Here is a 12,462-nt window from a genome sequence, read left to right on the forward strand (position 1 = left end):
CCAGCACTGCTCCCGATCAAGGAGATTTCCACGTGAGACGTTTCAAAACTCGGGGTCGGCATGCCGCCCTCGGAGCCCTCTCGGCCGCCGCGCTCGTCCTGACGGTCGCGGCGAGCCCGACAGCGCCGGCCCTCGCCGGCCCCGACGACGCGCGGGTTGCGACGCCACGCGCGCAGGGGTTCGATCCGGCGGTGTTCGCCGACCCGCCCTCCGACAGCCGACCGATGATGTACTGGTACTGGACCGGGACCGTCACCCCCGCCGTCGTGGACGCGCAGATGGCCGAGATGCGCGACAAGGGCATCCATGAAGCCGTGCTCTTCCCGTACGGCGGCGACGGCATGAAGCCCGCGTACTTCACGCAGGGCTGGTTCGACATCGTCGAGCACGTCCTGCGCGAGGCCCAGCGCACCGGCATGCGCATCTGGCTCTTCAACGACAGCAACTTCCCGAGCGGCAAGGCCGGCGGGATCATCGCCAACGGCGGGACGATCGGCGACAAGTCGGTGGAGCCGAGCCCCGAGCTGAGACTCAAGGCCCTTCAGCGGTCGACCCGGGTCGTGGAGGGGCCGACGACGATCGACCCGGCCGAGTCCGGCGGCCTCAGCGTCGCGGACGGCCGGCTCGTCGTCGACGCCGCCATCCGCCAGGGCGCACACCCGATCATCGCGGGTCATGACTGGGCCGACTACACCGTGACCGGCAAGGTCCGGCTGACGGCGTCCGGCGCGCAGCTGGCCGTGCGTTCCTCCGAGGACGGGACCAGCGGCTACCTGGTCGACGTGGACATCAAGGGTCGAGCGAGCGTGTGGCGCCTCGACCACGGGACGAGGACCCGGCTCACCACCGGCATCCCGGCGCCCGGGTTCCACCCACGCAACGAGCAGACGATCACGGTGACCGTCTCCGGGGACCGGATCCAACCGGTGATCAACAAGACGGTGCAGCCGGTCGCCGTCGACACCACGTACCCGACCGGCGCGCCTGCCGTCAGCGCCGAGTACGGCGGCGTCGGCGTCCAGGACGCCGTCGAGGGTCTGCAGCGGGTCACGTGGGACGGCCTCGTCGTCACCGCCCCAGACGGTCAGCAGCTGTGGTCGCGGACCTTCGACACCGGCGACCAGGTCGACGGCTTCGGCGGGCCACTCGTGCGTATCGACGGCGCCGTGGCGGCCGCCGCACGTCCGGTCGGGTCGACAGACGCCGGCGACCTGGTCGAGCTGACCCCTGACCTCGAGACGGGCGGCTGGCACGTGCCGGCCGGGCGCTGGCAGGTGGACACCTACGGCAAGGCCGTCCTGACCGACGACTCCAGCGGCTACCACCGGGGCTACCTCGACCTGCTCGACCCCGTGGCGACCGACCGTCTCTTCGACACCGCCCAGGGCGAGTACGTCCGCCGCTTCGGCTGGGCCATGGGGACGGTCGTCCCGGGTTTCTGGGACGACGAGCCGTTCATCTCCTCCGCCGAGCCGTGGCCCTTCAAGCGCCTGCCGTGGTCGAGCAGTCTGGAGAACCTGATCGAGCAGGCCGGCTCCACGCCCGGTGTCGCCTACACCGCCGCCTTCGAACAGCTCGGCCGGACCGGTGAGCAGTACTCCGGCGCCTACTGGCGGGCCGTCAACGATGCGTTCGCCACCAACTACTACCAACGTCAGGCCGAGTGGATGGGGCAGCGCGGCCTGCAGCTCATCACCAACCCGCTGCTGGACGAGACGAGCCCGCAGCAGCGGATGAACAGCACCGGCGACCTGGCCAAGGACAACCAGTACGCACAGGTACCCGGCACCGACATGATCACCGGTGACTACGTGCCCGGACAGCAGACGACCCTGGGTCGCAACGCGGCGTCCTCCGCGCACCTCAGCGGGGCCGAGCGAGCGCTCTCGGAGGTCTTCGGCAACTCGGGCTGGGGCGTCGCGCCGGAGTTCATGCACGCCACCATCGGCGCCCTCGCCACCCGCGGGGTCAACTCCTTCGCCCTGCACGCGATGTGGACCGACGAGAACCAGGTCTACTTCGCCCCTCCGTTCGGGCCCAGCAGCACCTTCTGGGACGCGATGGGCGACGTCGACGCGTGGATCGGCCGGGTCAGCGAGCTGGCCCGGGGCGACTCCGCGGCGCACACGGCGCTGCTCCAGCCGCAGCGAGCCGCCGAGCAGACCCGGACGTCGGACGCCGCCCATCAGCTCGACAAGGATCTGAGCAGCACGGCGTATGCGCTCGAGCGTGGACAGATCGACTACGACCTGGTGAGCGACGGAGCCTTCTCCGGTGACCCACACACGCGCTTCCACGCCCAGCCCGGGCACGGCGAGCTGCAAGTCGGCCAGGCGTCGTACCAGATGGTCGTCGTCCCCCGGACGTCGATCCTTGACCTGGAGACCGTCGAGACGCTGCAGCAGTTCGTCCGGACCGGCGGTCGGGTCGTCCTGGTCGGACCGCTTCCGGTGCACGAGGCGCGCGGGCGGGACACGCGCCTGGCCGCCGGGCTCGACGCGCTGTTCACCGGTGCCACCGACGGGTGGACGCGTCACGCGGCCGGCCGGGTCGCCGTCGTCTCGGACACCGACGCGCTCGGTGCCCTCGCGCAGGAGGCCGGGGTGGCGGCCGCTCGGCTCACCCCGGCAGTGCCGGCGATCCGCGTCCTCCGCACGACCCGAGGCAACGACACCGCCTTCCTGATCAACAACGAGAGCAGCCAGAGCGTCAGCACGCGGGCGACCCTCCCGATCGACGGCGTGCCGGAGGTGTGGGATCCGCGGACCGGCGACGCCGAGGTGGCCACGACCTACGACGAGGACGGGCACGGCGCGACGAGCGTGCCTCTCGACCTCGACCCGTACGAGACCCTCGCGGTCGTCTTCCACAAGGGCACCACGGCAGGGCCGCACCTGGTGGGCGACGGCGTCGCGGAGTCGGTCACCGCGGTCCGGAACACCCTCGGTGCGCGCGTGGTCGTCGAGCAGCCCGGGACCGTCGACCTGCGCGGTCAGGCCCATGGACGGACCTATCGCGGCACGGCCACGGTGAGCGACCTCCTACGGCCGATCGTCCTCGATGGACCGTGGACCCTGCAGCTCGAGCGTGGCGGCGAGAGTCCGCAACCGACAGTCCTGGGCTCGTGGACGCGGACCGACCCGACGTTCTCCGGAAGTGGCGTCTACCGGACGTCGGTCGACCTCACGAAGCAAGACCTGGCGGACCGACGGCTCGTGCTCGACCTCGGCGAGGTGCACGACATCGCTCAGGTGACGGTCAACGGTGTGACGCTGCCGCGAGCCCTGTGGAGCCCCTACACCGTCGATGTGACCGACGCGCTCCGAGCGGGGGACAACGCCATCGAGGTACGAGTCACCAACACCTTGCTGAACAAGCGCAGCAAGACACCGCCACCCTCGGGCCTGCTCGGCCCGGTGGCCCTGCGCCCGCAGGCTGTCGTCGACGTGACCCTGAGGTAGCCGGCGGGAGAGTTCGCCTGGATGGCGGCGACGTCACCGGCCCCCACGGCCGATGGCGTCGCCGCGCCGTTCACGCGGCGATGCGTTCAGGCGCAGTCCAGGCACAGGTCAGCGGCCGATGCGGACCGCCGTGACTCGTGCTGGACCAGGAAGCATGCAGCGCAGGTGAACTCGTTGGCCCGCTCGGGGGTGACCTCGATGTCGAGGGTCTCGTGGGAGAGGTCCGCGCCGGGGAGCTCGTACGACTCCGCCGCCTCGGCTTCGTCCTCGTCCACCTTCCCCGAGGTCTTGTCTTGGTCTCCCGAAGCCAGTCGACGGGCTTCGAGGGACTCTTCCTTCTGCTCGTCCTCGGTCTTGCGGGACGCGTCGTAGTCAGTTGCCATGTCGCCGGGGTCCTCTCTGAACGGAGCGCGCAGGCTAGCCCCGTGCGGCGTCGCGGAGTCAATCGCCGACCGAGACGAGCCCGGCGCCGGCACGCGTCAGAGGACGTCGGCGAACCTCAGGAATCGTCTGAGAAACGGGCGTCAGCCGGTCGGCTCACCCTCGCGTCGCGGATCCTCCCGGAGCGCCTACAGCTTCGCCATCTTGGCGAACGGACTCGTCACCCGGACGACCTGGGAGCGGAAGTCGACCAGCACTGCACCGGCCTCGAGCTGAACTACATGACCCACCCCGTAGGCGTCGTGGGCGACGAGATCACCCAGCGCATACTGCTCGATGATCACCTCCGGGTCGGGTCGAAACGGGCTGCTGGCCAAGTGTCGCCGTGGTCTGGCTGAGGTTGTCATCACGTCGAGTATGACACCGATGTGCGTGGCGAGCAGCGACTGCGACAAAAGGTGCGTCATCGGCGCGGTCGTCGCGGTCCACACCAGGACCCCTGGGTCAACGGTGCGCGGCTGCCCAGCGGTGCTCACGCATCCACGACGATGGTGATGATCAGCGGACTTCTGCGGAACTTCTTGTACGTCCACCGCCCGACCTCTCGGGTGATCATCTGCTCCAGCTGGTGCGGCTCGCCGATACCCTCCGCCGCCGCTCGGGCCAGGGTCTTCTCCACGACGGGGACCGCCGCCTGGAACGTGTCGGGATCCTGGACGAAGCCTCGGATCAGGAAGTCCGGCGGTTCCGCCAGCTTCCCGGTGTCGGAGTCGACGAGGGCGAGCACGGTGACGACACCCTCCGCGGCCAGGGTGCGCCGGTCTTTCAGCGATGTCTCGGTAGCGCCGCCGACGGTCTGGGCATCGACGTACACGTTGCCCGCCGGGACCTTGCCGGTGATCTTCGCGCGACCCTTCACCAGGTCGACGACCACGCCGTCCTCGGCGATGACGACCCGCTCGGGATCGACGCCGGTCCTGATCGCCAGGTCGGCGTTCGCCCGGAGGTGCCGCCACTCGCCGTGCACCGGCATCACGTTGGCCGGGCGGACGATGTTGTAGCAGTAGACGAGCTCGCCGGCGCTGGCGTGACCCGAGACGTGCACCTTCGCATTGCCCTTGTGCACGACGTTGGCGCCCCACCGGGTGAGCCCGTTGATGACTGAGGAGATGGCGTTCTCGTTGCCGGGGATGACCGAGCTGGCCATCAGCACCGTGTCACCTTCGCTGACCCTGATCTGGTGTTCGCGGTTGGCCATCCGGGAGAGCGCGGCCATGGGCTCGCCCTGGGATCCTGTGCACACGATCGCCACCTTCGTCGGAGCCATCCGGTCCAGCTGGTCGAACGGGACGACGAGGTTGTCGGGATAGCGGAGGTAGCCGAGGTCGCGGGCCACGCCCATGTTGCGGACCATCGACCGGCCGACGAAGGCGACCTTGCGGCCGTGTGCTTGGGCGGCGTCGAGGACCTGCTGGATCCGGTGGACGTGGCTGGCGAAGCTGGAGACGATGATGCGTCGAGGCGCAGTCCGGAAGACGGTCTCGATCGCCGGTGCGAGCTCCCGCTCGGACATGGTGAATCCCGGCACCTCGGCATTGGTCGAGTCCGTCATGAACAGATCGACCCCCTCCTCGCCGAGCCGGGCGAAGCCACGCAGGTCGGTGATGCGATCGTCCAGCGGGAACTGGTCCATCTTGAAGTCCCCGGTGTGCAGCACCAGACCGGCCTTCGTGCGGATCGCCACCGCCAACCCGTCCGGGATCGAGTGGTTGACCGCGAGGAACTCCAGGTCGAACGGTCCGAACCTGACGCGGTCGCCCTCCTTGACCCGGTTCAGCGTGGGCTTGATCTGGTGTTCCTTGAGCTTGGCCTCGATCAGCGCGAGCGTGAGCGTGGAACCGACGACCGGGATGTCCTTGCGTTCCCGCAGGAGGTAGGGGACCCCGCCGATGTGATCCTCGTGCCCGTGCGTCAGGACGACCGCGACGACAGCGTCGAGCCGTTCCCGGATCCAGGTGAAGTCGGGCAGGATCACGTCGATCCCAGGCTGGTGCTCCTCGGGGAAGAGCACGCCGCAGTCGACGATGAGCAGCTTCCCGCGATGCTCGAACACCGTCATGTTCCGGCCGATCTCTCCGAGGCCGCCGAGCCCGACGACGCGCAGGCCGTCCGCTGGCAGCTTCCCAGGAAGCCGAAGTTCTGGATGGGGGTGGCTCACGATCTCACGCTAACTGAGGGAACCTGCGCGCCCGTGCGGGGGCGTCGGACGGCCTCGCTCGCCCCGGCCTCCGGAGCTGCAGGCCGTCCCCATCGCAGGGTTCCGGCTAGCGCGCCACGAGGCTGGAGAAGGCCGCGGTCGTGAGTTCCTGGAGCTCGCCGAGCGGGACGTCACGGAGGTGCTGGGCGAGTCCCCAGCGGTGACCGAACGGGTCCAGCAGCTGGCCCTCGCGTTCCCCCCAGAACGTGTCGCTCAGGGGCCGGATCACGGCGGCCCCGGCGTCGACGGCGCGCTGCCACGCAGCGTCGACGTCGTCGACGTGCAGACAGGTCGCGCCGTAGGTGCCTCCGAAGTGCTGCGGCCCGTAGGAGTCCATCTCGGGGAACTCGTCGGCGAGCATGACCACCAGCGATCCGATCCGCAGCTGCACGTGGATCAGCCGACCCCCGGGCACGACCAGTCGGGTGAGCTCCTCTGCTCCGAAGGCGTTCTGGTACCAGGCGGACGCCTGGCCCGCGCCGCGTGCGGTGAGGTGCAGGGTGTGGGAGTGGATCGTCATCGTGGGCTTCCTCTCGAGGCCTGGATCGGACCGGTCTGGCCGGCCCGACAGATCGACGACGTAGCCCGGCGATCTGTCAGCGGGCGACCCGAGGCCGGAGCTGGTCCCGGGTTCCGCACCGCGGCTACCGGCGGCTCCGGAACCTCTCGGAATCACACCGCCCTGGGCGTGCGGTCATCCCGCGATGGGCACACTGTCTCGGCCGGCCGATGGTCGCAGCCGCGGAAGTGCCTGGGGCGACCGTGCCCTCAGACCAGCTCGGCGACCTCGGTTCGCTCAAGCGACCCGGCCTCCGGCCCGCGATCCCGCGAGGAGAGCGGCGCCGAGCGCCTCCGCTCTCGCGCCGAGCTGGGCACGCACCACCCGGATCTCGTGGCTGGCCACCGGGGGTAGCGCTGAGTCGAGTGCCTGGCTGGCTGCGGCGAGGAGGGCGTTGCTGGAGTCGGGCCGGGCGGTGAGGTCGCCTCCGACGACGACCAGACGCGGGTCGGTGATGGTGCAGACGCCGGCGAGGGCGGTGCCGAGCACCTGCCCCGCGTCCGAGAGCAGTCGGCGCGCACCCCGGTCGCCGGCGTCCCCCAGGTCGAGCAGTGACTCGACCGTCGCGGTGGGGCCGAGCGTGTGGGCGAGCGCGGAGACGAGTGCGCGCTTGCTGACGAGCGTTTCCAGGCAACCGCGTGCGCCGCATCGGCACACCTTGCCGTCAGGGACGACGGCGAGGTGGCCGAGCTCTCCCGCCATGCCCGAGGCCCCGGTGTGCAGCCGGCCGCCGAGGATCAGTCCGCAACCCACACCCTCGCCCAGCATGACGTAGACGAGGTCGTCGACTCCGTTGCCTGCTCCCAGGCGCCACTCGGCCAGCGCACCGAGGCTCGCGTCGTTGGCGAGGTGGACCGGGAGGCCGGTGCGTTCGGCGAGGATTCCGCCGATGTCCACGCCGCCCCAGTCGAGCAGCATCGGCGGTGAGCTCAGCTGTCGGGACCCGACGACCGGGGCTGAGACGGCCACCCCGACGCCGAGGACGCGCCCGAGGTCGAGGTCCGCGTTCTCGACCAGGTCGGCGGTGCTGCGCGCGACCCGGTCCAGGGACGCGGCCGGCTGGTGATCGACGTCGAGGACGTGCCGCTGCTCGGTGATCAGCGTGCCGTCGAGGGAGGTGAGCACCACACGGAGATCGGCGTGGCCGAGGTGGATGCCGATGAGGGAGCCGGCCCGCGGCGCCAGGCCGAGGGAGACCGAAGGCCGGCCGCCGCCGGCCGGCGGCTTGGTGCCCAGTTCGAGGAGCAGCCCGGCGTCGATCAGGCTGCTCACGAGGGCGGAGACGGCGGAGGTCGAGAGGCCCGTGGCGCGTGCCACGTCGGCGCGGCTGCAGCGTGGCCGCGACTGGACGGCAGCGAGCACGGCCCGCCCGTTCCGGCTCAGCAGCGACTCGACCCCGTGCTCGCTCATCGCGGCAGCCTAGCGATTCGAGTTAGTCCAGAACAGGACAAACATGGTTAAAACCGGGTCAGATTCATCCTTGACCCGGATAAAACGATGGCCGTACGTTCATGAGACCCACGCCACACTGCCTGTTTCTCGGGGCAGGGCTGGGGGACCTATCGGCGCGCACCGTTCGGTACGCCTTCTCTCGGAGCACACATGGTCAGCAGACAACGCAGGCGTACCGTCGCCGCCCTCGGCACTGCCGTGGTCGCCGGCGCCCTCGCCGCAACAACTCTCGGCAACGCGGCCTCGGCCTCAGCACCCGCCGCCTCGTCATCGTCCGCACCCGGGGCGTCGTCCACCCCGGTCTACCTCAACAGGTCCTACACGCCAGTGGAGCGAGCCGCGGACCTGGTCTCGCGCATGACCCTGGCCGAGAAGGCCCAGGAGATGAACAGCAGCCGGGCCCCCGCGATCCCGCGCCTCGGTATCGCGGCGTGGGGATGGTGGAACGAGTCCAACCACGGCGTCAACGCCTCGACGATCACCCCGACGGGCAACGCCACGACGCTGACCAACACCACGTCGTACCCCTCCGACCTGTCGATGGGCAGCACGTGGGACCCGAAGCTCGTCTACCGGGAGGCGTCCCTCATCGGTGACGAGGCCCGGGACACCGCACCGGACAACCGGCTCAACCTCGACTTCTACGCTCCCACCGTCAACCTCTCGCGCGACCCGCGTTGGGGACGCAACGACGAGAGCTGGAGCGAGGACCCCACGCTGACCGCCGCGCTCGCGGGTCAGTACGTCGACGGCCTGCAGGGCCAGACGCCTGACGGCGTGCTGCCTGACTCGGCCAACGGCTACTACAAGGCCATCGCGACGCTGAAGCACTACGCCGCCAACAACAGCGAGGTCAACCGTCGCAACGGGTCCGCCGACATGGACCAGCGGACCCTGCGCGAGTACTACACCAAGCAGTTCGCCGACATCGTCAAGGCGGCCCACCCGGGCTCGATCATGAGCTCCTACAACTCGGTCAACGGCGTCCCGGCCGCCGCGAGCGTGCAGCTGATGAGCGACCTGGCCCGCGACACCTACGGCTTCCGCGGCTACTTCACCTCCGACTGCGACGCGGTGCGGGAGATCCAGAACGGCCACCACTGGCAGCCGCCGACGGCGAGCGCCCCGCTCGACCAGTACGGCCGGTCGGCGTACGCGATCTCCGCCGGTGAGGACCTCGACTGCAACTGGGGCTACCACGACCAGTACAGCTACGGGAACACCGTGCCGACCGCGATCGCGCAGAAGATCAAGACCGAGGTGGACACCTTCAACGTCGGCGATGTCGACACGTCCGTGACGCGGCTGTTCGCCGCCCGCATCGAGACCGGCGAGTTCGACCAGGAGAACCAGGTCCCGTGGGTCCGCGCGGCCCGCGAGCGTCTGGGCGGAGCCACCTGGACGAGCTCGCCCGACAACAACGCGGTCACCGAGACGCCGGAACGTCTCGCGCAAGCGCGTGAGAGCGCTCAGGAGGGCCTGGTCCTCCTGAAGAACGACAAGGTCGGGGCTGCGTCACTGCTACCGCTGAGCGTTCCCAAGAGCCAGGCCTTCAAGGTCGCGGTCGTGGGCTACTTCGCGCACCCGACGCAGCTCGACACGGGCGGTTACTCCAGCTTCCAGGTGAACGCCGGCGCCGCGAACAACATCGACGCCTACACCGGCATCAAGGACGCCATCGAGGCACGGAACCCCAACGCCCAGGTCGACTTCCTGCCCGGCGTCACGGGCGGCACGACCGCGTCGAAGCTGACCACCGTCGACCCCGGGACCATCGCGGCCGTCAAGGGCTACGACGCCGTCGTCGTCGTCGCCGGCACCGACCGCAGCACCGCCTCGGAGGACCACGACCGCACGACCACCGCGCTGCCCGGGGCGCAGGCCTCGATGATCAGCCAGGTCGAGGCGGCGAACCCGCACACCGTGGTCTACCTCCAGACGGTGGGCTCGGTGGACGTGCGCAGCTTCGAGGCGACCAGTCCGGCCATCCTCTGGAGCTCCTACCTCGGGCAGCGACAGGGGCCGGCGATCGCCGACGTGCTCCTCGGCAACGTCAACCCGAGCGGGCACCTGCCCTTCACGTGGTACACCGACGACAGCCAGCTGCCGGCGATCACCGACTACGCGATCCGGCCCAGCCAGTCCGCGCCGGGGCGCACCTACATGTACTACACCGGCACGCCGAGCTTCTCGTTCGGCCACGGCCTCGGCTACAGCAGCTTCCGTTTCTCCGACCTCAAGGTCGACAGGGGCACGGTCAAGGCGTCAGGCACCATCACCGCGACCGCGACCGTGACCAACACCGGTGACGTCACCGGCGCGGCGACCCCGCAGCTCTACGTGACGACACCGTTCGCCTCCGCTGCAGCGGAGCGGCCGGCCAAGCGGCTGCTCGCCTTCGATCGGGTCGTGGTGAAGCCTGGAAGGTCGGTCCGGGTGCACTTCTCGGCACCGGCCTCGCAGCTGGCCTTCCTCGATGAGCAGAGCCAGACGATGAAGGTCGACCGCGGTACCTACGGTCTCCAGCTCGCCGCGTCCTCCGCGGACGTCAGGGCCCGGGCCTCGGTGACTGTCACGGGACGCCTGGGCCGCGTGCCCACGACGGTCTCGGTGCGTCCGGTCGAGTCCGGCGACGCGGCCGCCGACGTCGCGCAGCGTGTCGCCTTCGACGCGGGCACCCGCATCGACCCGCAGGTGACCGTGGCCACCGATGACGAGGCGTTGCACGGCTACATCAGCAAGGGCCGCAGCACGCCGCTTCCGAAGGGGATGAAGGTCCGGTACCACTCCAACCGTCGCGACGTCGTCGCGGTGGAGCAGGGCGGCACCGTGCTGCGCGCCGCTGGCTCGGGGATCGCCACCGTGACGGTGGACGCCACCTACCACGGCAGGACGGCCAGCACGTCGTTCGTCGTGAACGTCGCACCGCTGCAGATCACCTCCGAACCGACGGCGACCTTCACCGCGGGCACGGCCGGCAGCTTCACGGTGACGACTGCCACCACGCAGTCGCCGACCCTGCAGGAGGTGCCGAGCCTCTCGGTCGTCGGCAAGCTGCCTGCCGGGCTGGCCCTCACCGACCACGGCGACGGCACCGGCACCATCTCCGGCACGCCGACCGCCGCCGGAACGTTCACCGTCCGAGTCCGGGCCAGCAACGAGGTCAGCCCGACGGCCACCCAGGAGGTCACCATCACGGTCAGCTGAGACACCGTCGGTGAGGACGCGGTCGCGGGCACCTGCCCGCGACCGCGTCTGCGCGCAGAGCCGTCCTCGGGCCGGCCGACCGGCGGGCCCAGCCATCGCTGAGCGCCTGAGGAGGTCACGTCAGCAGTCGGCCGACCAGCTCGAGGGAAGGCGATCGATAGAGATCGCCGGGTGTCACGAAGTTGGGCAGGGCCGGCACCGAGTGGGCGCTCGCGTCTCCGACCGGCGACGTAGGTCGGCGATCGGCGATGCTCAACAGATAAGCAGCGCCGCTACCGATGCTCGACTCCGCAAAGCATCGGTAGACGAACTCCGAGCACGTCATGGGAGTTCGGCGGCCGGCCGCCCGACGTGAGGCCACCTTCGCGATCGCTCGGACGGAGCCCCTCGATGCCGCCCTGAGGGCGCCGTCGTCGGACAGCCGCCGAGCCAGCTGCATCGCACCGGCGAGGATCACGTGACCGTAGGCGAACCGTGCCCCTCGTTCGAGGTACGAGCACGCGATGCTCGTGACAGGCGCGAGATCCGTGACGGTGTTGCTCCGCAGCACGTGGATGTCGAGCGCTGAGCCGAGCACGGCCTCCAGCCGAACGGCGCGCATGCCGGTCACTCCCGAGTGCGCGATCCACGTCGCGTCGATGACGAGGCTGACGTGCTGGAAGACCGTGGCATCGACAGCCCGCATCGCGTACGACAGGGGACCCTTGCGGCGAAAGAACAGCACGTCTCCCGGCCTCACGGCGTCGAGACCGAGTGGTTGCACCAACACCCACCATCCTGCCGAGACGCGGGCGAATCGTCCTGAACGCACCATAGGCCATCCGTCGGCGCCTCGAGTCGCCTTCGCTCCGTCTCCGACATGATGACGCGCAGGGTCCGAATCGATCAGGTCGGCACGACTCCGAGAGGCAGGAGGGAGGTGCGATGAGAGCCAGGGAGGCGACCCTGTGGGTGGCGTTCGTTGGGTTCGGCACGGCGGTCCTCGTGCTGCGTGGAGCATCCGGGCTCGTGGACGACCTCGTCCGCCAGACCGGTCTGGCGGCGGCGGGATCACCGGCCTGAGCTACCAGGCTCGGGACCAGCGACCCGTCGACGTACACGCTGGCGGCGAACGACTCGATCGACGCCTACTTCCTCCTCGGCGG

9 protein-coding genes are annotated in these 12,462 nt (G+C 69.9%); 3 read left to right on the forward strand and 6 right to left on the reverse strand.

Annotated elements, in window-relative coordinates; translation table 11 throughout:
* The first annotated feature begins 32 nt into the window (after nucleotides 1-32).
* Complete coding sequence (locus QDS12_RS09580; protein ID WP_279878762.1) at nucleotides 33-3,461, forward strand: glycosyl hydrolase; 3,429 nt, start codon at nucleotides 33-35, stop codon at nucleotides 3,459-3,461.
* A gap of 86 nt (nucleotides 3,462-3,547) precedes the next feature.
* Here the strand turns inward: QDS12_RS09580 and QDS12_RS09585 are convergent, their stop codons facing one another.
* The 5 genes from QDS12_RS09585 to QDS12_RS09605 form a co-directional block, all read right to left on the reverse strand.
* A complete protein-coding gene (locus QDS12_RS09585) occupies nucleotides 3,548-3,844 on the reverse strand; it encodes a DUF4193 family protein (protein ID WP_279878763.1) in 297 nt (98 codons plus the stop codon).
* A gap of 186 nt (nucleotides 3,845-4,030) precedes the next feature.
* Nucleotides 4,031-4,378 carry a hypothetical protein gene (locus tag QDS12_RS09590; protein ID WP_279878764.1) on the reverse strand — a complete coding sequence of 116 codons (348 nt, stop codon included), beginning with the start codon at nucleotides 4,376-4,378 and terminating at the stop codon, nucleotides 4,031-4,033.
* Nucleotides 4,375-6,060, reverse strand: a complete 1,686-nt coding sequence (locus QDS12_RS09595; protein WP_279878765.1) for a ribonuclease J — start codon at nucleotides 6,058-6,060, stop codon at nucleotides 4,375-4,377. Before QDS12_RS09595 ends, QDS12_RS09590 begins: the two co-directional genes overlap by 4 nt.
* A 106-nt stretch (nucleotides 6,061-6,166) precedes the next feature.
* Entirely contained in the window at nucleotides 6,167-6,619 is a 453-nt protein-coding gene (locus QDS12_RS09600; protein ID WP_279878766.1) for a VOC family protein, read from the reverse strand.
* Nucleotides 6,620-6,895: 276 nt separating this feature from the next.
* Nucleotides 6,896-8,068: an ROK family transcriptional regulator gene (locus tag QDS12_RS09605; RefSeq protein ID WP_279878767.1), complete on the reverse strand. Its 1,173-nt coding sequence runs from the start codon at nucleotides 8,066-8,068 to the stop codon at nucleotides 6,896-6,898.
* A gap of 192 nt (nucleotides 8,069-8,260) precedes the next feature.
* Between QDS12_RS09605 and QDS12_RS09610 the strand changes: the two genes are divergently transcribed.
* Nucleotides 8,261-11,317: a glycoside hydrolase family 3 C-terminal domain-containing protein gene (locus QDS12_RS09610; protein ID WP_279878768.1), complete on the forward strand. Its 3,057-nt coding sequence runs from the start codon at nucleotides 8,261-8,263 to the stop codon at nucleotides 11,315-11,317.
* 115 nt (nucleotides 11,318-11,432) lie between these two features.
* Here QDS12_RS09610 and QDS12_RS09615 read toward each other — a convergent pair whose 3' ends face one another.
* The gene (locus QDS12_RS09615) at nucleotides 11,433-12,086 is read right to left on the reverse strand and encodes a hypothetical protein (RefSeq protein ID WP_279878769.1); all 654 of its coding nucleotides are present in this window, start codon (nucleotides 12,084-12,086) and stop codon (nucleotides 11,433-11,435) included.
* A 155-nt stretch (nucleotides 12,087-12,241) separates the two neighbouring features.
* On the opposite strand from QDS12_RS09615, the gene QDS12_RS09620 reads away from it, so the two are divergent.
* The gene (locus tag QDS12_RS09620) at nucleotides 12,242-12,379 is read left to right on the forward strand and encodes a hypothetical protein (RefSeq protein ID WP_279878770.1); all 138 of its coding nucleotides are present in this window, start codon (nucleotides 12,242-12,244) and stop codon (nucleotides 12,377-12,379) included.
* Nucleotides 12,380-12,462: the final 83 nt, after the last annotated feature.

This window comes from Nocardioides sp. CER19, from assembly GCF_029846275.1.
Classification (GTDB): Bacteria; Actinomycetota; Actinomycetes; order Propionibacteriales; family Nocardioidaceae; genus Nocardioides.